This window comes from Synechococcus lacustris str. Tous (assembly GCF_003011125.1).
In the GTDB taxonomy this organism is placed as follows: domain Bacteria; phylum Cyanobacteriota; class Cyanobacteriia; order PCC-6307; family Cyanobiaceae; genus Synechococcus_D; species Synechococcus_D lacustris.
The window spans coordinates 1-21,731 of sequence record NZ_PXVC01000005.1; the positions used below are offsets into that span (position 1 = coordinate 1).

Genomic DNA, 21,731 nt, shown 5'->3' on the forward strand with positions numbered 1-21,731 from the left:
GGAATGCTTGGCCCTGTTTATTTAGATGGTAGTTATAGTGAAATCTATCCAGATAAAAGTGAGAATATTGAAGGCCTACAGCGATTTTTCAAACAATTCTCCTTCCCTGGCCAAATCGGTAGCCACTGCACGCCTGAAACACCTGGGTCAATCCATGAAGGCGGTGAATTGGGTTATGTGCTCTCCCATGCCTGCGGAGCAATTTTTGATAACCCAGAGCTGATTGCCCTTGCCTGTGTTGGTGATGGAGAAGCTGAAACCGGTCCATTGGCAACAGCCTGGCACATAAATAAATTTATTAATCCAAGCCGTGATGGTGCCGTTCTGCCGGTGTTGCATTTAAACGGCTACAAAATTGCAAACCCCACAATCCTGGCCCGCATTCCCCACTGGGAGCTAGACAATCTGCTTAGGGGTTATGGCTGGGAGCCAATAACGGTTGAAGGCAGTGAACCGATGGCCATGCATCAAGCAATGGCTGAAGCGATGGAGCAGTCGGTTAAGCAAATACGTGCCGCCCAAGAAAAAGCACGTAGCAGCGCTGAAACCTTCCGCCCCCTATGGCCAATGATCGTGCTGCGCTCACCCAAGGGATGGACAGGCCCAACTGATTTCAACGGCCAAAAATTAGAGGGGTTTTGGCGCTCCCACCAGGTGCCCCTAAATAACCCCCGCAAAGATCCAGAACAATTAGCAGCATTAGAAACTTGGCTTAAAAGTTATAAACCTGAGGAGTTATTTGATAACGACGGCAGATTGCATGCTGAATTAAGAAAGCTGTCGCCAAAGGGAAACCAGCGGATGGGATCTAATCCAAATGCCAACGGTGGTTTACTACGTAAAAAATTGCATTGGCCCAATGTGGAAGCCCTAGCGGTAAGGGTGGAAAGCCCAGGCCAGCGGAAAGCGGAGAATACCTATCCCCTGGGTGAATTAATTCGCGATCTAATCAAAAAAAATCCAGGCCGTTATCGTTTATTTGGCCCCGATGAAACCCATTCCAATCGATTGCAAGCTGTATATGAAACCACCAAAAAAGTATGGATGGGCCAATATCTTCCAGAGGACCTAAATGGCAGTGAATTAAGTAGTGATGGCTTTGTGGTGGAGATGCTTTCCGAGCACACTTTAGTGGGAATGATGGAGGGTTATCTACTTACCGGCAGATATGGATTTTTCCACACCTATGAAGCCTTTGCCCATGTAATTGCATCGATGTTTAACCAGCATTGCAAATGGCTGGATGTGTGCCAAACCGTGCCCTGGAGAGCACCGATAGGGTCGTGGAACTGCCTGATTTCTTCCACCGTATGGCGCCAAGATCACAACGGATTTACCCACCAAGATCCAGGTTTTATCGACCTTGCAGGCAATAAGAAAGGTAGTGTTACCAGGGTTTACCTACCCGCTGATGCCAATTGTTTATTGGCGGTGGCAGAAGAGGCCCTGCAGGAAACAAATGTGGTAAATATAATTGTTTCTGATAAACAGAAACATTTGCAATACTTAAATTTAGAAGATGCTCGCCGCCATGTGTCAAGGGGTATGGGGATGTGGCCATGGGCATGTAACGATAATTGCAATGGCAGCATCGACCATCCCGATGTGGTGATGGCTTCCGCCGGTGATGTGCCAACCAAAGAAACCCTAGCGGCGATTGAAATCCTAAGAAGGGAATTACCGATGCTAAAAATTCGTTATATCAATGTAGTGAAATTATTTAGCCTCACCTTGCCAAGCGAACATCCCCACGGTATCAACAACCGCGATTTTGATGATTTATTTACCACTGATTGCCCTGTGATATTCAACTTCCATGGCTATCCATGGCTTATTCATCGCCTCACCTATAAGCGCCATAATCATGCAAATATTCATGTGCGTGGCTACAAAGAAAATGGCAATATCAACACCCCTTTGGAATTAGCAATTATCAATCAGATCGATCGCTTTAATTTGGTTATTGATGTAATTGATAGGGTTGAAATTTTAGGTTGCCGCGCCGCCCACCTAAAGCAAAGTATGCAAGATCAAATTCTACGTCAAAGGGCCTATGCCTATGAACACGGAATGGATGATCCATTAGTAAGTGATTGGCAGTGGACATCACCTTAATAGTTAATGCCGGCAGCAGTAGCCTTAAATTACAGTTATTCAACCAAGAAGCTGAATCTTTTTGGAAAAGCTCAATTAACTGGAGCCCCCAAACCCAAACTATTGGGGATTTGCAAAAGCTATTTGCAGAACAATTAACTAAAGAATTAGGAGCACCCATAGCAATAAACCAAATCGATGCCGTGGGGCATCGGATTGTTCACGGCGGCGATAATTTCAATGGAGCCGTTGTTATTGATGCCAGGGTAAAAACAGAACTGCTGCAATTAAGGCGCTTAGCGCCATTGCATAACGGCGCCGCCTTAAATGTAATTGAAGCCCTTGAACTCCTATTGCCTGGTGTGTGGCAAGCGGCGGCCTTCGACACCAGCTTTCATCGCAACTTACCCGTAGAAGCAAGCACCTATGCCCTACCGCTGGAATGGCGTGAACGTGGTTTGCATCGTTTTGGTTTCCATGGCCTCAGCCATGGCGCCATTGCCCGCCGTTTTCCAAAACATAAATTGATCAGTGCCCACCTGGGGGCGGGTTGTTCCTTGGCTGTAATTAAAAACGGCCACTGCATCGACACCACGATGGGCTACACCCCCCTCGATGGTTTGGTGATGGCTAGCCGCAGCGGCAGCGTAGACCCGGGAATCCTGCTGGAATTATTGGCGCAAGGTGTAACTGCAGCTGAATTAGAAGAGGGATTACAAAAACGCAGCGGACTGCTGGGGCTTTCAGGCCGCAGCGGCGATATGCAGGAATTACGTCAACTAGCAATGGCTGGTAATGCCGATGCCAATTTGGCAATTGCCGTGTTCCAACAGCAACTGCTCAAGGCAATTGGCGCTGGCTTTGCCCTATTGGGGGGCCTTGATGTGTTGGCACTAACAGGTGGCATCGGTGAACACGACCAGGTTCTGCGGCAGTGGTTAAGAGGGCGGCTACAGCTACTAGGAACAGCCCAGATAGCGATCATTAGCGCTAATGAGGAGTTGGAGATCTACCAACAGATCACTGCCTTGAGATAGCAGCCAAGCAAGCCCGCCTGGTGAGTGCCATTGAGGTGAGCGTTGGGCTTTGCCAACCGGATCTAGGCCAACAACTGCCATCGGTAACCAACAGGTTGCTGCAGGTGTGAAAACGATTCCAACGATCCAGCACTGATCGCTCAGGGTTATCGCCCATGGGTGCACCACCTAATTCATGGATGTAGTAGCCGGGTGGTGGCACCGCCTGGGAGCCGGCGGCACTAGCCGTTAGCCATGGTTCGATCAATGCCAAGCGGAACAAATCTTCGATGGGTTTGATCTCACCGCCCGCCGCCTGCACCACCGTTTGCATGCGGCTGAGCATCAAATTCACCAGGGTTTGTTCTGCCATGCCCCAAGCCATGGCGATATGGGCCACCGGTAAACCCCATGCATCACAACGGCCATGATCAAGGCAAACGCGGTTGCTGGGATTTGGCTGCACCTCCCCATGGCCAATCAAAAAACCAATTGCCGCCTTTGGATCACGGCGCAATAAAGCAGGTGGATCAAAGCGCTGCACGCCACACCACAGGCCATAGCCCTCGCCGGTATTGGGAATGAAAGCGCTTTCAGCCCCCGATAAACCTGTTCCCAAAGGCGCTGGCGCCTGGGCTGGCAAAGCAAAAAAACGGGCAACAGACACATGATCCATCAAGCCCAAACCGATCAGGCCATGGGGATCGATCAAACCGTTGCTGCAGCGATCATCCCGAGAAAGCAACAGCAAGCGCAGGCTTTCGATTGTGGAAGCGCAAAGCACAACCAGCTTTGCCTTGGCGCGATGCATGGCACCGCTGGTGGCATCAATAAACAACACCCCCTCAAGTTGATCTTGGCTTGGCGATAGCAACAGCTCGGCAACAACCGCACCACTGCGCAGGGTTACTAAACCGGTGGCCAGGGCAGCAGCAAGGGCACCACCCTGGGCGCTGTAGCGGGGCCAACACCCATCCCGTTTGGCTTGGTGGCGCGGAAAACCGCGGGACGCAATAAAGGGCAAACCCAATTGCTTGCAGGCGCTTTGCAAATGCAATTCCCCCGGTGTGAAGGCAGCTGGCGGGGCGAATTCACCATCGGGCAACAGTTCCAAACCATCGCGGCCACCCCATACCCCCAGCTGTTGCTCCAGGGCGCTGTAGTGGGGGCTTAGTTCGCTGTGGTTTAAGGGCCAGGCCTGGTTGAATTCATTATCGGAAAGCCGCAGGGTGATGCCACCCCAACTAAGGCTTTTACCGCCCACCTGGCGGCCACGGGTCCAAAGAAAAGGCTGATCAGCGGGGGTGGTGTATGGGTTTTGCTGTTCGTTTACATAGAGGTTGGGGTTGTTTTTCCAATAGCCAGGGTGCTGGCCTTGCAGCAAATGGTGGCCAGCACTGAGGTGTGCCACACGGCGCAGGCTATTTAACGGTTCTGCCCCAAGGGCATCGCCCACGGATTTATCAGCGCCGGCCTCCAGCACCAGCACACTTAAACCCTGTTGGGCCAGGGTTTGGGCGGCAACGGCACCGGTGGCACCACTACCCACCACAAGGGCGTCGTAGCAATGGTGGGGGTCAAATTTCATATCTACGGTGAGAACTGAGGGAAGGGGCCGGTAAACTCGCTCCCATCCAGCCTTCTAATAATGGTGTCTGCCCTGCGTCGCCTTGCCCTATGGGGCCTTGCGTTTGTGCTCAGCATTGGTTTAAGCGCCTGTGATGGCGCTAATGCCAAGGCAGCAGCCACGATCAGCCCTGAGGATATGGCCACCATCGGCCGCCAGGCCAAAGGTTTCCTAGCTGCTAAGGAGCGCCTGCCGGAGCTGGCAACTTTGGTGAATGAAAAGAATTGGGTGTTTACCCGTAATTTGATCCATGGCCCCATGCAAGAGGTGAGCCGTGAAATGAGCTACATCAACCAACGGCTACTGCCAGCAGATCGCGCCGAAGCAATCAAAAGAGCTAACGCATTGAAAGAATCATTAGCGGAATTAGACGAATCAGCACGCTTGCAAGATGGCAATAGCCTCAGCAAGAACTACATCCGTGTTGCCAGTGGTTTTGGCGCCTACGCCGAAGTAATCCCAAGCGCAGCGCTCAACTGAATTTAATTAATAAACAAAAAAAGGTTGCTGTTATTGGCGCTGGCTTCGTTGGCTGTTGCACAGCCTGGCTGCTAACAAAACAGGGCCATAATGTAACTTTGATATCTACTAATTCAAGTGGCAGTTCTGCAGCCTTAGGGCTTTTGATGGCCGATGTATTTCAGCGCAGCAGCGGCCGCAGCTGGAGGCTTAGGCAACAATCAATGCAGCTATTTGGCGAGTGGCAACAACATTTGCAAGGCGCCGGCCATCAAGCAAAAATCAATCGCGGCCTATGGCTATTAACAAATAACAGCAATCAATGGCAGAAATATCAAATGCTGGCCGAAGAGCGCAGCAAGCAGGGCATTGGCATGGAGATATTCAATGCAGCTGCCCTCAAGGAGCAGGTGGAATTAGGTGTGCTGCCACCCCTATCAGAGGGGCTGATTGGAGGGATCTGGAGCAGTAGAGATGGCCAATTAGATCCAACTGAATGGATGAAAGAATTACTACTAGATGGCCAAAATAAAGGCTTGAAATATATTAATAGCAAAGTTAGCCAGTTAACTCAAATTGATGGGAGCTGGCAACTTAGCTTGGAGGCAAACAACAAAGATAATGAAATATATGATTGGCTAATGGTTTGCGCAGGGCTTGAAAGCATTGCGTTATTAGCGCCGCTGGGTTTAAGTAATACAAATAATCTTGCGATGCAACCGGTGTTGGGCCAGGCGCTTGAATTAAAACTTCCGGCTGGAATAAATTTACAGCAAAGCATCAATTGGGATGGCATTAATTTGGTACCACGGCCGGATAATCATCTTTGGCTTGGTGCCACCCTAGAGCCGGGCTTAAATCAAAATCAAGCAGGATCTATCGATGCATTAAAAGATATGCAGCAGCTGAATGGGGCTGCTCCAGAATGGCTAAATCAAGCAAAAGTAATACGCCATTGGCAAGGGGTTAGGGCCCAACCTTTAGCGCAACCAGCGCCGGTGCTTGAACAATTACTGCCGGGTTTATGCCTAATGGCAGGCCACTACCGCAATGGAATTTTGCTTGGCCCCGCTAGTGCAATGTGGGCGGCCACAATCATTAATGAAGACAGCAAGGATAACTAATTGCTTTCCTTGCAACTTCAGCCATTTAAAGTTAACTTCTCCCCACTAACTTTTGGCGCAGCTTTTTGATTTGATCACGCAAACTAGCTGCTGCTTCGAAATCAAGTTTTGCAGCTGCTGTTTTCATTTTTTCCTCTAATTGTGTAATCAACTCAGGTAATGCTTCCAAAGGCACTCCATTGTGTTGGGCAACTTCAACCGCCTCTGTAAGTTGATCATCATTTAATTTGCGCGACATCTCAAGAAAAGCAAGGATTGGATTATTACCAATCGATCTTTTGCCCGCTGCCGTTGGCGTTATACCATGTTTAAGGTTGTATGCATGTTGAACAGCCCGCCGTTGTTCAGTAACAGTAATTGCCTTAGCCATCGAATCAGTGAGATTATCTGCATATAGCAGTGCCTTGCCATCCACATGGCGAGCTGCCCTACCAATGGTTTGAATTAATGAGCGCTCAGCCCGCAAAAAGCCTTCCTTATCAGCATCTAATATGGCCACTAAAGAAACTTCAGGCAGGTCTAAACCCTCCCTCAATAAGTTCACACCCACCAACACATCATATTCACCATTACGCAAATCTTGAATGATTTCAATCCGTTCAATCGAATGGATTTCAGAATGCAAATAACGCACTTTTACCTGGTTTTCAGCTAAATAATCTGTTAAATCTTCTGCCATTCGTTTCGTTAGGGTTGTTATTAGTACCCTTTCCTTGCGATCAGCGCGCACACGTATTTCACCTAATAAATCATCCACCTGGCCGCCGGTTGGCCTCACTTCAACAATCGGATCAAGCACACCCGTGGGGCGGATTACCTGTTCTGCCACATTGCCGTTAGAAATCTCTAATTCCCAATTGCCTGGCGTTGCACTAACAAATATTGTTTGCTGCGCTTTTTGCCAAAATTCCTCTGCTTTTAAGGGGCGATTATCAGCGGCACTAGGTAAACGAAAGCCATGGTCTATCAATACCTGTTTGCGGGCCCTATCACCGTTATACATGGCATGTAATTGCGAGCAGGTAACATGGCTTTCATCCACAACTAAAAGCCAATCCTTAGGGAAGTAATCAATCAAACATTCAGGTGGTGTACCGGCCTGCCTACCAGCTAGATGCCGAGCATAATTTTCCACACCATTGCAATAACCCACCTGTTGCAGCATTTCAAGGTCGTAGGTGGTGCGTTGTTCAAGCCGCTGCGCTTCTAGTAATTTGCCCTGGCCTTGCAATTCATCTAAACGCATGCGCAACTCAGCGCGAATTTCAGCAATCGCACCATCTAAACGATCTTTTGGTGTTACAAAGTGTTTGGCTGGATAGATATTAATTGCTTCTAAACTTTGTAGAATCTCACCAGTTGTTGGATCCACATAACGGATCGCTTCCACCTCATCGCCAAATAGTTCAATCCGCACCAAACGATCTTCATAGGCAGGGCCAATTTCCAACACATCACCCTTAACGCGAAAGCGACCGCGGGCAATTTCAGTGTCGTTACGGGTGTATTGATTATTAACCAATTCCCGCAATGAAGAACGTAGATTTAAATTATCTCCCACCTTAAATGGAACCGCAGCTTTTAAATATTCAGAGGGAATGCCCAAACCATATATACAACTAATTGATGCCACTACTATCACATCGCGCCGCTCAAATAACGAACGCGTTGCCGAGTGGCGCAACATATCAATCTCTTCATTTATTGATGCTGTTTTTGCAATATATGTATCAGAAACAGGCACATACGCCTCAGGCTGATAATAATCATAGTAAGAAATAAAATATTCAACTGCATTTTGCGGGAAAAACTCCCGCAATTCATTACATAGCTGTGCCGCAAGGGTTTTGTTATGGGCTAACACCAAAGCCGGCCGGCCGGTGCGCTGGATCACATTGGCAATTGAAAAAGTTTTGCCGGTGCCAGTGGCACCAAGCAATGTTTGATATCGCTCGCCATCATCCATGCCCTTAACCAAGGTTTCAATGGCAGTGGGCTGATCGCCATTGGGGCTATAGGGAGCTTGTAGGCGGAAATCCACCGGGGCCAATCAGATGGCACCAAATACTAAAGACAAAACAACCATGCTGATGATGCTGTAAGCCAAAGAACCAAGAATTGCGCTAAATACACCATTTTTCAGGCGGAAACCATCCACAAAACCAGCTGCTAAACCAAATAGAATTGCCGTAATAAGCCAATTAAACAACAAACTGATCGGTTGAATTAAACCACCTAAGCTTGTTACAGCCCATGGCAATAAAAATAATGCTTTTAATGGCAAAGTTAACAAACTACCCAATAAACCAATGGCGCCAGCTGATAGCAGCGCAGCGCCAAAGCCTTCGAATTCCACCCCAAGGGGCAAACTGGCAATTAAAAGCAGCACTAATGCGCGAATCGGCCACTGCAACAACCAGTCAAAGCCAGTCACCTGTTAGCTCAGCGTTGATGTGTAAGTGAAACCCTAGCCACGAGCGCCTCCCGTAAACCACGCACCACCGCCAGCATGGCAATTTCATCGCTCAGGCGATTAACTGCCGATCCCACACCAACGCCTGCGGCACCAGCGGCCTGGGCCATGGGCAAGGTTGTGGCTGATAAGCCAGATGCACAAAGCACTGGCACCTGCACCGCCCGGCTGATGCAATGGGCTGCAGCCAGGGTGGGTGCTGCTTTTTCAATTAAGCCTTGGATGCCAGCGCTATATGGCCGAGCACTGGTGCCACCTTCTGTTTGGATTAGGTCAGCTCCTGCCGCCACCAACTCAATGGCCAACTGCTCCTGTTGATCAAGGGCCATGGTGTGGGGCACCGTTACCGAAAGGCTGAGCTGGGGTAGCAAAGCCTTTGTGCGCCTGGTGAGTTCAAGCACTTCAGCGCCGCTGAATACACGGCCCTGGGCATAGAAGCTGTCGTAGTTGCCGATTTCCAGCAGCGTTGCCCCCGCTGCTACCGCCGCAGGGAATAGTTCAGGATCCACCGCCGAAACACAGATTGGTAAGCCTGATTCGGCTGCAGCCAGCTGAACGATGGCTGGATCACAGGCCACATCAATTAAATCCGCCCCACCTGCAGCCGCCGCCCTAGCCACCATTGCCACAGAAGCTGGATCAAAATTGGCGAGGCCAGCTATCACTTTGAGCAGGCGTTGCTCGTTTAGGGCAGCTTTAAGCAAGTTAGGAAGCAACATGCAGGTGTTAGATGCAGATCATTAATTCTCCCACGCAAGCTATGGCACCCCGCTGGAGTGCCGATCATTTGCGGCTGCATCAACAGCTATTACGGCAGCCGCTGCTGCTACCCCAAGGGGCGCGGCTGCTGCTGGCCGTGTCCGGCGGCCAGGATTCAATGGCACTAGCAGGCTTGCTGCTGGATCTAAAACGGCTGCACCACTGGTGTTTACATATTTGGCATGGCAACCACCGCTGGCGGCAGGAAGCAAATCAACAGGCAGAACAACTATTGCAATGGGCAGAAAGCCAAGAAATAGAAAGCCATTGCGATAGTTGGCAAACACCGATTCACACTGAAGCCGCCGCCCGTGAATGGCGCTACAGCTGCCTTGAAAAACAAGCCAAGGCATTGGCTTGCAGCCATGTGCTCACAGCCCACACCGCCACCGACCGCAGCGAAACCGTGCTGTTGCATCTGGCCCGGGGCAGCCACCGCAAAGGCTTAGCAAGCCTTAGTAGCGCAAGAACTCTGGTTGAAAATATAACTTTGGTAAGGCCCTTACTCTGCTTTTCTAGATCGGACACCAGCCGCATCTGCGCAGAATTAGGGCTGCCAATCTGGCTAGATCCAAGCAACACAGATCCGCGCTTTAGCCGTAATCGCATCCGCACTGAAGTATTACCGGTGCTAGAGCAACTACATCCAGGTGCCAGCAGGCGGATCGCTGCAATGGCAGAACGATTTGAGGCAGAAGAAGAAAGCCAGCAGCAATTACTAGATCTTGCCCTACAAACTTTACTTGGGGCGGATCAAAAACTGAAGCGAAGAGAACTTATGGCCATCGGCCAGGTAAATCGCGAACTACTTTTGTTGAACTGGTTGCAACGCCAGGGGGTTGAACCCCTTGGCGTTGAGCAGTTAAATCAGCTTTGGCCGCAACTTGAAATCAGCCGTGGTGCCAATCAAATGGAATTGGCAAAACAGCAAATTCTGAGTTGGAACAAACACTATCTATGGCTTATCAACCCACCGTTGCGCTGGGGCGACGGCGGCGCTGGCGATTATCTTCCTCAGTTTGAGCAACTACCTGAGCTTCAGGCTTAGCTTGCTGGGGACGATCCCGTTCCTCCCTTGCCGCCCGAGTTACGGGGGTGCGATCTTCTACAGGATTTTTAGATTTATAAGCAGGGGTACCAGCTGGGGCTGGCTGCACCAAACAAATAATCATTGGCTCCACCTGCAATTCACGCCTCATGCGCCGCTGTAAACCAACCTCGATTTCCCGTTGCACACCCACCCAATCCACATCGGGGGCATTACCACCGGTGTTGCGTGATAACTGATTCCAACGGTTTTCCAATACCCAGCCCACTTCCCGCTCAGCCCACATCGACATCTTGCGGGGATCAGCAGTGGTAACCACACCGCGAAGGTTCACCCGTGGTGGAGCCACCATCAAACCTTCAGTGCTGATGGCAACAAGAAGGGTGATCACACCATCACCTGCTAATTGCTGGCGTTCTTTTAAAACGCGCGCATCAACAATACCGTTGCGGGAATTATCAAGCAATTCGATACCAGCCTTCACTGGATCACCCTTACGAATTGAATCTGGGGTGAGCTCAACCACATCACCGTTATCGATGATTAATATATTTTCCTCTGGCACACCCATAGATTGAGCGGTGCGGGAATGGCACATCAACATGCGATGTTCACCATGCACAGGCACAAAGAAGCGGGGCCTTGTTAGGGCAAGCATCAACTTTTGATCCTCTTGGCTGCCGTGACCTGAAACGTGAATACCTTCGCCTTTGCCATAAACCACCTTGGCACCGAGCATCATCAAGCGATCGATCGTGTTAACAACAGAGATCGTGTTACCTGGAATTGGGCTGGCTGAAAAGATGATTTTATCGGTGGATTTAACCTGCACCTGGGGGTGCTCACAACGGGAGATGCGGCTGAGGGCAGCGAGGGTTTCACCTTGGCTACCTGTCATCAATAAAAGGGTTTCACGATCGGGCAGATCGCGTATTTGCTTAATTGGCACAAATAGATCATCTGGGCAGCGGATATAACCCAATTCCCGGGCCTTAGCAATCACGTTGAGCATCGAACGGCCAAGCAAACTAACCTTGCGGCCATGCTTAAGCGCCAGCTCAAGAATCATCGATACCCGATGCACTGAACTAGCAAATGTTGTGATCAACACGCGGCCTTCTGCACTGCCCACATGGCGATCGAGATTGGGGAATACGGCCCGCTCAGAAGGGGTAAAACCAGGCAGTTCAGCATTGGTGGAATCACTAAACATGCAGAGCACACCCTGCTCGCCGTATTGGGCCATGCGCTGAATATCGAAATACTCACCATCCACAGGGGTGTGATCAAATTTGAAATCGCCCGTGAATACAACAACACCCACTGGGGTTGTGATCGCCAATGAAAAACTATCGGCAATTGAGTGGGTGTTGCGGATGAATTCAACCTTAAAATGTTGACCAACTTTCACCACATCCCGTGGTGCAACTGTTTGCAGTGTGGTGCGATCTGCCACACCGGCTTCTGCCATCTTGCCCTCGAGCAGCGAAAGGGCTAAGCGGGGCCCATAAATAATAGGAATATTAAAATGCTTGAGGTGATGGGATATGCCGCCGATGTGATCTTCGTGGCCGTGGGTAACAATCATGCCACGGATACGTTTTTGATTTTCTCTTAAATAACTTGTATCTGGCATCACCACATTAACGCCATGCATGCCATCGCTTGGAAAGGCGAGGCCCGCATCCACCATCATCAAATCATCGCCGTATTCAAATACGCAGGTGTTTTTACCAATCTCATGCAATCCACCTAAGGGAATCACCCGTAGGGCGGGGGTTTTGGTTGCAGATGTTGCGGAAGTAGCCATAGAAACCTTTTAAAAAATTAGTTGGTTGAAAAGATAATGAGCAGCTGCCCATCGCCTTGAGGTCAGGTAGGACGCAGGGCGGCAAGTAAAACAGCTAAGGATTCCCGCACGGCATTAGAGGCGGGTAGCAATGGCAATCGGGCGGAGCCAACTGGCCAGCCCTCCAGCTCTAGGGCCGCTTTAAGAGGAATTGGATTACTGCTGCAAAACAAACCTTTCATCAATGGTAATAGACGCTCATGGATGGCGAGGGCCTTTTGCACTTCCCCGGCAAGAAACGCTTGGATCATCTGTTGCAATTCCTCGCCCACCAAGTGGCTTGCCACACTCACAACACCAACGGCTCCGAGGGCCAACATGGGCAAAGTTAATGAGTCGTCGCCGCTGTAAATAGCCAACCGATCTCCGCAAACAGCCCGCAGCTGGCTCACCTCATCAACACTGCCACTGGCTGCTTTGTAGGCAACCACATTGGAATAACGCAGCAAACGAGCCGTTGTTTCAGGCGCCAGGCTGGCACCTGTTCTGCCGGGAATGTTGTAGAGCATCAAAGGCAAATCAGCTGCCGCTTCCGCCACCGCGGCGAAATGGGCTTCCATACCCTCCTGGGGTGGCTTGTTGTAATAAGGCACCACCACAAGGGCACCATCGGCGCCAAGGGCTGCGGCCTGCCGGGTTGCTTCCACCGCTTCGGCGGTGCAATTACTGCCTGTGCCGGCTAAAACCTTGGCCTTTCCAGCAACCGCCAAGTGCACTGCCTGCAACAGGGCATGTTGTTCATCCCAGGAAAGGGTGGGTGATTCACCAGTGGTGCCACACACCACCAGGGCGTCGGAACCATGCTCCACCAGGTGATGGGCCAAGCGGCCAGCCAAACCGAGGTCAACGGCCCCATCAGCATCGAATGGGGTAACCATCGCCGTTACCAAACGACCAAATACAGCACTACTCATCGCCCTATCCCCTGCAGTAATTCAGCGATCTGAATGGCATTCAAAGCCGCTCCCTTACGGATTTGATCACCACAAAGCCATAGTTCAAGGGCATTTGGATTGCTTAAATCCTGGCGAATACGACCCACCGCCACAGCATCGCGACCGGTTACATCACTGGGCATTGGGAAGCGGTTAGCGGCAAAATCTTCGATCAATTCCAACCCTGGCGCTGCCGCCAATAGCTCCCGCGCTTCCTGCACCGGAAAGGGTTGTTCAAATTCCAAATTCACCGCCTCCGAATGGGCCCGCAATACCGGCACCCGCACGCAGGTGGCACTTAAACAAAGATTGCTTAGGCCCATTATTTTGCGGGTTTCGTTAAGCATTTTCAACTCCTCTTCGCAATAGCCATTGGCCTGCAGAGCGGAATTATGCAAAAACAAATTGAAGGCCAAGGAATAGGGCAAAACCTCACTTACCGGTTCGCCGCCAGCTAGCACCGTGCTGCTCAATTCCCGCAACTCTTCCATGGCCCTCGCGCCTGCACCACTGGCGGATTGGTAGGTGCTCACTATCACCCTTTTCAAAGGCCGCCGCGCTGCTAAGGGGGCTAACACCAAACTGAGCAGGATCGTGGTGCAATTTGGATTGGCGATTATTCCCTTGTGCTGCAGGGCCGCCTGCGGATTAACTTCCGGCACCACCAAAGGCACCTCTGGATCAAGCCGAAAGGCGCTTGAGTTATCGATAACTACAGCCCCCTGCTCCACCGCCAATGGCGCCCACTGGCGCGACACCGAACCCCCAGCTGATGCCAGCAACAGATCAACCCCTTGCAAAGCTGCTGCACTAACGGGCTGCACCTCTAGGTTTTGCCCCTGCCATGGCAACAAAGCTCCGGCTGAGCGGGGGGAGGCCAGCAGCCTTAATTCCTTAATTGGAAAGGCGCGTTCCTTCAATAAAGCAAGCAGCTCTTGGCCCACAGCTCCGGTGGCTCCAAGGATGGCAACTGTTTGCGGATTTGCCGCGGCTACGGGAGTCAACGGTGGTGGATGAAATCAAGCGAAACCTGAGAAGAAACAATAGGCGCTTGGGGGGTGTGCACCGGCCTGTTTCTAGGATCACGGGCTTGGTTCCATTTGGCCCACCCATGAGCAGCACCCTTAAGGTCAGCACTTCTCCCCTCCCCGGCAGTCGTTTAGCCCTTGAGGTGGGGGTACCAGGCAGCCGCTGCCAAGCCTCCTACGAAGCTGCCCTGCTGAAATTAGGTCGCACGGTGAAGTTGGCTGGCTTCCGCCAGGGCAAGGTGCCGCGCTCGGTGCTGTTGCAACAAATTGGCCCACTGCGGGTGAAGGCCACCGCCCTTGAAGAATTGGTTGATGCGGTGCTGCGCGATGCCCTAAGCCAAGAAAACCTAGAAGCCCTGGGCCAACCGGAATTAAGCGGTGGCTTCGACACGCTTTTGGAGCAATTTGAGCCCGGTAAGGAGCTGCTGCTGAAGCTCGAGATGGATGTGCCACCCACTCCAAAGTTAAAAACCACAAAAGGGCTTAAGGCAGAGGCCCAGGAGGTGCTCTACAACCCTGAGCGCATCGATGAATTGCTAGAGCAATCCCGCAAGCAACTGGCCACCTTGGTGCCGATTAGTGATCGGGCTGCCGCCATGGGTGATGTGGCAGTGGTGAGTTTCAGTGGCAGCTTTAGCGATACCAATGAACCGATCAGTGGTGGCAGCGCCGAAAGCCTTGAGGTGGAATTGGAGGAGGGTCGAATGATTCCCGGATTTGTAGAAGGGATTGTGGGGCTAAAACTCGGCGCTGAAACCGAGGTGAACTGTGAATTCCCCAGCGACTATCAAGATGAAACCTGCCGCGGCCGCGCTGCAAAGTTCAAAATCAGCCTCAACGACCTCAAGGCCAAGGAACTTCCCACGCTTGATGATGCCTTTGCTCAACAGGCAAGCGATAAGGAAACCCTGGAGGAGCTGCGGGCCGAATTGGAAACCCGCCTAAAAGCAGATGCCGAAAAACGCCAAAAACAAAACCGCGAGCAGGCCTTACTCAAGGCTTTAGTGGCGGAACTTGAAGTTGAAATACCAGAGAGTTTGGTTAAAGAGGAGATAAACGCGATGTTGCAGGAAACCGCTGCTGAGATGGCCCAACAGGGGCTGGATATCAAAAAGCTATTTACCCCTGAGGTGGTGCGCAATTTGGCGAGTAAATCTCGGCCAGAAGCCACCGAACGCCTGCAAAGCAGCCTTGCCCTGCAAGCCCTTGCCAAGGCGGAGGCCATCAGTGTGGATGCGGCGGTATTGGAAGCAAAAATGAAGGAGGTGATCCGTGGTTTAAGCGACACCAACCGGATCGATCAAAACCGCTTGCGGGCTGCGGTGTCGGAAGACCTACTCAAGGAAGCGGTTTTTGCTTGGCTGGAAGCCAATGCCAGCATCACCATTGTTGGTGCTGAAAAGCCCGCTGAAAGCCCTAAATCAAAAGCCAAGCCCAAGGCAAAGGCTAAAGCCATAGATTGAATGGAATCCAGCAGCGGCCCGTGCTCAACGCTTTAAGCCACCATCCGGTTCATAGCCATTGGCAAAACACCCTGGTTCCCACCGTGGTGGAGCAATCCGGGCGAGGTGAGCGGGCCTTTGATATCTATTCAAGGCTCCTGCGGGAAAGGATCATCTTCCTCGGCACACCGATTAATGATGCGGTGGCTGATGCAATCGTTGCCCAGCTGCTTTTCCTGGAAGCGGAAGACCCTGAGAAAGATATTCAGATCTATTTGAATTCCCCCGGCGGCTCCGTTACGGCTGGCCTCGCCATCTACGACACCATGCAGCAGGTGAGCCCAGATGTGGTAACGATCTGTTACGGCCTTGCCGCCAGCATGGGTGCCTTTCTGCTTTGCGGCGGCCGCAAAGGCAAGCGCTTAGCCCTGCCCAATGCCCGGATAATGATCCACCAACCCCTTGGTGGCGCCCAGGGACAGGCCGTTGATATTGAAATCCAAGCCAAAGAAATTCTGTTTCTCAAAGAAACGCTCAATGGCTTAATGGCCGAACACACGGGCCAACCAATCGAAAAAGTTGCCGAGGATACAGACAGGGACTACTTTCTTTCACCCCATGAGGCTGTGGAATATGGCCTTATCGACAAAGTAGTAGTTGATTGACGATTGACGCGAGCCCTTTTGGGGTTGATCCTGTTTTCTAGGAAGGTAACCAGCAACAGGCGATGGCCAAATTCGATGCCCACCTGAAGTGCTCGTTCTGCGGTAAATCGCAGGAGCAAGTGCGCAAGTTGATTGCCGGGCCCGGCGTTTATATCTGCGACGAATGCATCGACCTATGCAACGAAATCCTTGATGAGGAGCTGGTGGAAGCCCAAGGAGGTAGCCGCCATGCCCACCAGGAGAACAGTCGTAAAACGGTTCCAAGCAAAAAAGCAACTAAACCTGTTCCCACCCTTGCCAGCATCCCGAAACCACGGGAGATAAAAAGTTTCCTTGATCGCCAGGTGGTGGGCCAAGAGGAAGCAAAAAAAGTGCTTTCCGTTGCTGTTTATAACCACTACAAACGCTTGGCCTGGCAGGGGGATGGCAGTGGTGAACGGGAGGAGAGTGCCACCCGTTTAAGCAAATCAAACATCCTTTTAATCGGTCCCACGGGCTGCGGTAAAACCCTGCTCGCCCAAACCCTAGCTGAATTGCTTGAGGTGCCTTTTGCCGTGGCTGATGCCACCACCCTCACGGAAGCCGGCTATGTGGGAGAGGATGTGGAAAATATCCTGCTGCGCTTACTGCAAAAGGCGGATTTAGATGTGGAACAAGCCCAAAGGGGCATTATTTATATTGATGAGATCGATAAAATTGCCCGTAAAAGTGAAAATCCATCGATCACCCGCGATGTATCCGGTGAAGGTGTTCAGCAAGCACTACTAAAAATGCTTGAGGGCACAGTGGCGAATGTGCCACCCCAAGGCGGCCGCAAACATCCCTATCAAGACTGCATTCAAATAGATACCAGCCAGATCCTATTCATCTGCGGCGGGGCATTTGTTGGCCTCGAGGATGTGATCCAAAGGCGTTTGGGCCGCAATGCGATCGGATTTGTGCAAACCGACAACAGGGGCCGCAATCGCAATAAGGAATTGGATGCCGCCAAGGTATTGCGCCACCTGGAACCCGATGATCTTGTGAAATATGGCCTAATCCCTGAATTCATTGGTCGCATGCCGGTTAGCGCCGTGCTCGAACCACTAGATGAGGATGCCCTAGAGGCAATTCTCACCGAACCGCGCGATGCCCTAGTGAAGCAATTTCAAACCCTGCTTTCTATGGATAGTGTGCGTTTGGAATTTGAACCAGGGGCGATTAGGGCAATTGCGATTGAAGCCAACCGCAGAAAAACTGGCGCCCGGGCCCTGCGCGGAATTGTGGAAGAGCTGATGCTTGATTTGATGTACGACCTACCTGGCCGGGATGATGTACCCAAATTTGTTATTACCCAAGAATTAGTGGAAGAACGCCATGGTGCCAAGGTTCTAGCCCATCCCACCAGCCTGGATCAACAGGAAACGGCCTGAGCCAATGGCCGCGGCCGATCACCTAGAGGTACCTAGGGGCCATGGTTTATTTATGCACCATGGCATCGATCTTGGCGATGGAACCGTGGTGCATTATCTAGAGGGAAAACAAATTCTGCGCAGCAGCGTAGAAGAATTCAGCCTAGGTGAACCGCTAAAAATAGTGCCCCATGCTGATGCTGATCCCGTTGGTGTAACCCTGCGGCGAGCGATGGGACGCTTGGGGGAAGAACGCTACAACCTGTTATTAAATAACTGCGAACACTTTGCAGTTTGGTGTAAAACCGGTTGCCACCGCAGCAGCCAAGTGGAAAAGGCCTTGGGTTACGGTCAAATGTTATTAGAACAGGGCCTAAATATCAATCAAGAACTAAATATTAGCCATGGCCTAAAAGAACTTAAAAATGGCCTAAAAAAATTGGAACAAAAGCGCCAACAACTCAGTGAACAAACCTTTGCAGATCAATTGCAGGCGGTGGAAACCCTAAAAAGCCAGCTCCAAGATTTACTGAGGGGAAAACCCCAAGCCTGAGTAGCCTCTAGCCATGGCTTACGAACCGCTGCACCATAAATACAGGCCCCAGCGGTTTGATCAGCTAGTGGGCCAGGAGGCAATTGCAGCCACCCTTAGCAATGCATTACGCACTGGTCGCATTGCACCGGCCTACTTATTTAGCGGCCCGAGGGGAACGGGCAAAACCTCCAGCGCTCGCATTCTGGCTCGATCGCTTAATTGCATTGCCAGTGATGGCCCCACGCCAGAACCCTGCGGTAGCTGCGAATTGTGCCGCTCGATCGCAGCCGGCAGCGCCCTTGATGTGATCGAAATAGATGCCGCATCTAATACAGGCGTAGACAACATCCGCGATTTAATCGAACGCTCCCGCTTTGCACCGGTGCAGGCGCGCTGGAAGGTTTATGTGGTGGATGAATGCCACATGCTTTCAACGGCAGCTTTTAATGCCCTACTAAAAACCCTGGAGGAACCACCACCAAGGGTGGTGTTTGTGCTCGCCACCACTGATCCCCAACGGGTGTTACCAACGATCTTGAGCCGCTGCCAGCGGTTTGATTTTCGCCGTATTCCCTTGGGGTCGATGGAAAGTCATTTGGCTTGGATTGCCAAAGAAGAACAAATCCAAATCAATGCAGCAGCCTTGCACCTAGTGGCCCAATTGGCCCAAGGGGGCCTAAGGGATGCGGAAAGCCTGCTGGATCAACTCAGTTTGCTGCCGCCGCCGGTGGAACCAGAGGCGGTTTGGGAACTACTTGGGGCGGTGCCAGAACAGGAATTATTGAGCCTGGCGAGGGCATTGGTTGCAACTGATCCCGTTGGCCTATTGGAAAATTGCCGCGGCCTTCTGGATCGCGGTAGGGAAGCCACCGCAGTGCTTCAGGGTATTGCGGGTTTATTGCGGGATTTAGTGCTGGCTTTAGCTGCACCGGAGCAACCGGAATTAAGCAGCTTTTCTCCAGCTAATAGGGCTGAATTACCGGAGTTAGCAAACCAAGCTGGCCTGCAAAAATTACTGGCTTGGCAACAGGGTTTAAAAGGTAGTGAGGCCCAACTACGCCAGAGCGCCCAACCGCGTTTATGGCTTGAGGTTTTAATGCTGGGATTACTGGCGGAACAGAGCACTATCAGCGCGCCAACAGCAGTTTCAACACCAACTACAACCACCACTCCAGCGCAAACTTCTACTCATAGTCAAATTCCAGCTGCAATTCCAAATCCCCCAACTACAGCTACAGCTTCGCCAGTAGAAAATCAAAACGGACCCGATTTAACAGCCATTTGGCAACAGATCTTGGCAAGTTTGGAATTACCTTCTACCCGCATGTTGCTATCACAACAGGGCGAACTAGTGCGGCTTGATAAATCAAAAGCTGTGGTGCGAGTAGCGCCAAATTGGCTGGCGATGGTGCAAAGCCGCCTGCCCCTATTGGAGCAAGCCACTGAGCGGGCCCTGGGCTCGCCGCGGCAGCTAATGCTGGAAACAGGTAGTGCCCAAACTCATGCACCTATTGAAGTAGCTGCACCGCTAACACCAGTTAAAATTATTCAAAACAATCCAGTTATTGAAACCAAGCCAGTTATTGAGAGCAAAGCAGCTGTTGAAAGCAAACAAGAATTTCAACAAGAAACAAAACAACCAAGCCCAAGTAATGGCATTGAAGTGGAAGCTAAACGCTTAGCTGAATTTTTTAACGGCGAGGTTATAGCGGCCAATAATGAGATAGAAAATTAGCAGATGCCGGAGCGCCAAAGAATTGCCAAGGAACAAAAATCATAGATAATATCAATACTGATGCCAGGGTAATAATCGGGAAAATATTTTGCTTTAGCCTACGAACAACAGCAAAAGGAATAACAATAAATCCAATCAGTATCAAGTACGTGAGAATGGCAGCTCCATCAACTGGAGCTTGAGTAGCATTAGTATAAGAACCACGATCCAACCAAATAAACAAGCAAGCAAATCGATAAAGTGCAGCGGAGCAAAGCACGATAAAAGCAGAGTAGCCATAATCCACGTGTTGGGCAAAGTTACCAGCGATAGCACTTCTTATTGAAGCAATTAAACAACCAGCAATGATAATTGGCAAAGCCGCATAAGTAACCTGGTTAAAAGGTGTTCTTAAAACATATATAGAACTTAAGATGCCAGAGGCAACCATCACAGGTAATACGAGAAAAGCAGTAAACGATCCGATCAACCTATGAAGTTTAACCGTATCAACCGATCGACGCTTTCTCAACATTACGATCCACTGATATGTAATCAATCCAGCCAATAAAAGGGCACTTGATGCGTGCAAAGTTATCATATGCTCACTATTAATTGCAAAGCCCATGGGATAAACCATACGGGATGGCACGTAATAATTGCCTACACCCCAAGTACTTGTAAAAAACCATTCTTTAATTGAGGGTATGAAAATTGTATTTGCATACCCAGCAAAACCCATGAAAACCAATAATATTGGCTGAATATTGGTGTTTTCATGATTACCCGCCTGCCTCATTGCCACAAGGGCTAAAGGCATAATTACAAAGCCAGCAAAACCCACCCAATGCCATGGGCTTAAAGTTGGAGTAACCAGAAGCATCCAAATATCTAAAACAACTAACCCCACATAAAGATAAAGGGCTGAACGCCAGCTTAGCCATCTCGCAGGGGCGGGCACATTGTCCATTAAATGAAAAATTAACTTGCATTAATTTAGCAAAAAGTAAACGCCCTAAAACGCACCTTGTAATAAAAATTACGAGGTCAAAATTATTTAGGCTCACTCCGAAAGCGATTATTATCCTGCTGCAAATCAAAAAAAGTAATTTGATACGGGCGGCCTGGAATTATCTTTAAGCTTAATTTACCTAGAAAAAAACCAGGCCTAACAACAACCAACTCATCCAAAAATAATCTCACCCACCAAGGATTAGCTGAATTATTGTAATTAATTCTAAACACCTGCAGATTCCCATCCCTTGACGAAGCCCCAATGGATGAATAAAAAGGATATTTTGCTGATGCTTTTCCTTGATTAACAAATATATTTACACCCCGGTCATTAATCGGATCAAATCTCTTGCCCTGCCAGGGTGATCCCGAAAGGCTAGGAACATAGCCTGCGTAAAATCCTTTTGGCGCTAAATGAGGCAAACCTCCAGTCAAATATTTTTTCTGCTGAGGAGAGCTCTGCACCTGCCAAGTGCGGAATTCGCCCAATAAAAGCAATCCAAAAATTATGACACCTAGAGCAGCTGAACTCATTAAAAGCAAACGTTTGAATAGCAT

At 50.4% G+C, this 21,731-nt stretch carries 19 protein-coding genes; 10 read left to right on the top strand and 9 right to left on the bottom strand.

The annotated features are described in order from the left end of the window. Both C7K08_RS02155 and C7K08_RS02160 read left to right on the top strand, forming a co-directional pair. On the top strand, positions 1–2,115 hold a 2,115-nt coding region (locus C7K08_RS02155), incomplete at its 5' end, for a phosphoketolase family protein (protein WP_106499013.1). Further along, positions 2,100–3,131, top strand: a complete 1,032-nt coding sequence (locus tag C7K08_RS02160) for an acetate/propionate family kinase (RefSeq protein WP_161955795.1) — start codon at positions 2,100–2,102, stop codon at positions 3,129–3,131. The genes C7K08_RS02155 and C7K08_RS02160, both read left to right, overlap by 16 nt. Here C7K08_RS02160 and C7K08_RS02165 read toward each other — a convergent pair. Continuing rightward, entirely contained in the window at positions 3,115–4,698 is a 1,584-nt protein-coding gene (locus tag C7K08_RS02165; protein ID WP_106499015.1) for a GMC oxidoreductase, read from the bottom strand. The genes C7K08_RS02160 and C7K08_RS02165 overlap by 17 nt on opposite strands. A 60-nt stretch (positions 4,699–4,758) precedes the next feature. Here C7K08_RS02165 and psbQ point away from each other — a divergent pair, with 60 nt between their 5' ends. Both psbQ and C7K08_RS02175 read left to right on the top strand, forming a co-directional pair. After that, on the top strand, positions 4,759–5,217 hold the full coding sequence (gene psbQ, locus C7K08_RS02170; protein ID WP_106499016.1) for a photosystem II protein PsbQ: 459 nt from the start codon (positions 4,759–4,761) through the stop codon (positions 5,215–5,217). A 32-nt stretch (positions 5,218–5,249) separates the two neighbouring features. Continuing rightward, positions 5,250–6,320: an NAD(P)/FAD-dependent oxidoreductase gene (locus C7K08_RS02175; RefSeq protein ID WP_272867420.1), complete on the top strand. Its 1,071-nt coding sequence runs from the start codon at positions 5,250–5,252 to the stop codon at positions 6,318–6,320. Positions 6,321–6,351: 31 nt separating this feature from the next. Here the strand turns inward: C7K08_RS02175 and uvrB are convergent, their stop codons facing one another. From uvrB to C7K08_RS02190, 3 genes are read right to left on the bottom strand one after another with little or no spacing between them, the layout of a single operon-like run. After that, positions 6,352–8,361 carry an excinuclease ABC subunit UvrB gene (gene uvrB / locus C7K08_RS02180; protein ID WP_106499089.1) on the bottom strand — a complete coding sequence of 670 codons (2,010 nt, stop codon included), beginning with the start codon at positions 8,359–8,361 and terminating at the stop codon, positions 6,352–6,354. A gap of 9 nt (positions 8,362–8,370) precedes the next feature. Then, positions 8,371–8,754, bottom strand: a complete 384-nt coding sequence (locus C7K08_RS02185; protein ID WP_106499018.1) for a phage holin family protein — start codon at positions 8,752–8,754, stop codon at positions 8,371–8,373. 8 nt (positions 8,755–8,762) lie between these two features. Beyond that, on the bottom strand, positions 8,763–9,512 hold the full coding sequence (locus C7K08_RS02190; RefSeq protein ID WP_106499019.1) for a DUF561 domain-containing protein: 750 nt from the start codon (positions 9,510–9,512) through the stop codon (positions 8,763–8,765). 41 nt (positions 9,513–9,553) lie between these two features. On the opposite strand from C7K08_RS02190, the gene tilS reads away from it, so the two are divergent. Continuing rightward, positions 9,554–10,600, top strand: coding sequence for a tRNA lysidine(34) synthetase TilS (gene tilS / locus C7K08_RS02195; protein ID WP_106499090.1), 1,047 nt, complete (start codon positions 9,554–9,556; stop codon positions 10,598–10,600). On the opposite strand, the gene C7K08_RS02200 is transcribed toward tilS, so the two are convergent. From C7K08_RS02200 to C7K08_RS02210, 3 genes are all read right to left on the bottom strand, one after another. Next, positions 10,518–12,410 carry a ribonuclease J gene (locus C7K08_RS02200; RefSeq protein WP_106499020.1) on the bottom strand — a complete coding sequence of 631 codons (1,893 nt, stop codon included), beginning with the start codon at positions 12,408–12,410 and terminating at the stop codon, positions 10,518–10,520. The genes tilS and C7K08_RS02200 overlap by 83 nt on opposite strands. Positions 12,411–12,472: 62 nt before the next feature. After that, the gene (dapA, locus tag C7K08_RS02205; protein WP_106499021.1) at positions 12,473–13,363 is read right to left on the bottom strand and encodes a 4-hydroxy-tetrahydrodipicolinate synthase; all 891 of its coding nucleotides are present in this window, start codon (positions 13,361–13,363) and stop codon (positions 12,473–12,475) included. Beyond that, the gene (locus C7K08_RS02210; protein ID WP_106499022.1) at positions 13,360–14,388 is read right to left on the bottom strand and encodes an aspartate-semialdehyde dehydrogenase; all 1,029 of its coding nucleotides are present in this window, start codon (positions 14,386–14,388) and stop codon (positions 13,360–13,362) included. The genes dapA and C7K08_RS02210 overlap by 4 nt, the downstream gene beginning before the upstream one ends. A gap of 107 nt (positions 14,389–14,495) precedes the next feature. On the opposite strand from C7K08_RS02210, the gene tig reads away from it, so the two are divergent. The 5 genes from tig to C7K08_RS02235 all read left to right on the top strand — a co-directional run bounded on the left by tig (position 14,496) and on the right by C7K08_RS02235 (position 20,180). After that, entirely contained in the window at positions 14,496–15,875 is a 1,380-nt protein-coding gene (gene tig, locus C7K08_RS02215; RefSeq protein WP_106499091.1) for a trigger factor, read from the top strand. A 20-nt stretch (positions 15,876–15,895) separates the two neighbouring features. Continuing rightward, positions 15,896–16,519 (top strand): ATP-dependent Clp endopeptidase proteolytic subunit ClpP, encoded by a 624-nt coding sequence (clpP, locus tag C7K08_RS02220; protein ID WP_106499092.1) that lies wholly within the window; start codon positions 15,896–15,898, stop codon positions 16,517–16,519. Positions 16,520–16,581: 62 nt separating this feature from the next. Further along, positions 16,582–17,931: an ATP-dependent protease ATP-binding subunit ClpX gene (clpX, locus tag C7K08_RS02225; RefSeq protein WP_106499023.1), complete on the top strand. Its 1,350-nt coding sequence runs from the start codon at positions 16,582–16,584 to the stop codon at positions 17,929–17,931. A 4-nt stretch (positions 17,932–17,935) separates the two neighbouring features. Then, complete coding sequence (locus C7K08_RS02230; RefSeq protein ID WP_106499024.1) at positions 17,936–18,463, top strand: lecithin retinol acyltransferase family protein; 528 nt, start codon at positions 17,936–17,938, stop codon at positions 18,461–18,463. 13 nt (positions 18,464–18,476) lie between these two features. Continuing rightward, positions 18,477–20,180, top strand: coding sequence for a DNA polymerase III subunit gamma/tau (locus tag C7K08_RS02235; RefSeq protein WP_106499025.1), 1,704 nt, complete (start codon positions 18,477–18,479; stop codon positions 20,178–20,180). On the opposite strand, the gene C7K08_RS02240 is transcribed toward C7K08_RS02235, so the two are convergent. Together C7K08_RS02240 and C7K08_RS02245 are read right to left on the bottom strand one after the other, a co-directional pair. Then, entirely contained in the window at positions 20,149–21,129 is a 981-nt protein-coding gene (locus C7K08_RS02240; RefSeq protein ID WP_106499026.1) for a hypothetical protein, read from the bottom strand. The genes C7K08_RS02235 and C7K08_RS02240 overlap by 32 nt on opposite strands. Positions 21,130–21,212: 83 nt before the next feature. Further along, positions 21,213–21,731, bottom strand: coding sequence for a hypothetical protein (locus C7K08_RS02245; RefSeq protein WP_106499027.1), 519 nt, complete (start codon positions 21,729–21,731; stop codon positions 21,213–21,215).

Bases quoted from the DNA above. Each gene is read 5' to 3' on its own strand.
- C7K08_RS02240 (WP_106499026.1), bottom strand. From the start codon at position 21,129: ATGGACAATGTGCCCGCCCCTGCGAGATGGCTAAGCTGGCGTTCAGCC.
- C7K08_RS02165 (WP_106499015.1), bottom strand. From the start codon at position 4,698: ATGAAATTTGACCCCCACCATTGCTACGACGCCCTTGTGGTGGGTAGT.
- tig (WP_106499091.1), top strand. From the start codon at position 14,496: ATGAGCAGCACCCTTAAGGTCAGCACTTCTCCCCTCCCCGGCAGTCGT.
- C7K08_RS02190 (WP_106499019.1), bottom strand. From the start codon at position 9,512: ATGTTGCTTCCTAACTTGCTTAAAGCTGCCCTAAACGAGCAACGCCTG.
- C7K08_RS02235 (WP_106499025.1), top strand. From the start codon at position 18,477: ATGGCTTACGAACCGCTGCACCATAAATACAGGCCCCAGCGGTTTGAT.
- clpX (WP_106499023.1), top strand. From the start codon at position 16,582: ATGGCCAAATTCGATGCCCACCTGAAGTGCTCGTTCTGCGGTAAATCG.
- psbQ (WP_106499016.1), top strand. From the start codon at position 4,759: ATGGTGTCTGCCCTGCGTCGCCTTGCCCTATGGGGCCTTGCGTTTGTG.
- C7K08_RS02245 (WP_106499027.1), bottom strand. From the start codon at position 21,731: ATGCTATTCAAACGTTTGCTTTTAATGAGTTCAGCTGCTCTAGGTGTC.
- dapA (WP_106499021.1), bottom strand. From the start codon at position 13,363: ATGAGTAGTGCTGTATTTGGTCGTTTGGTAACGGCGATGGTTACCCCA.
- C7K08_RS02230 (WP_106499024.1), top strand. From the start codon at position 17,936: ATGGCCGCGGCCGATCACCTAGAGGTACCTAGGGGCCATGGTTTATTT.
- tilS (WP_106499090.1), top strand. From the start codon at position 9,554: ATGGCACCCCGCTGGAGTGCCGATCATTTGCGGCTGCATCAACAGCTA.
- C7K08_RS02200 (WP_106499020.1), bottom strand. From the start codon at position 12,410: ATGGCTACTTCCGCAACATCTGCAACCAAAACCCCCGCCCTACGGGTG.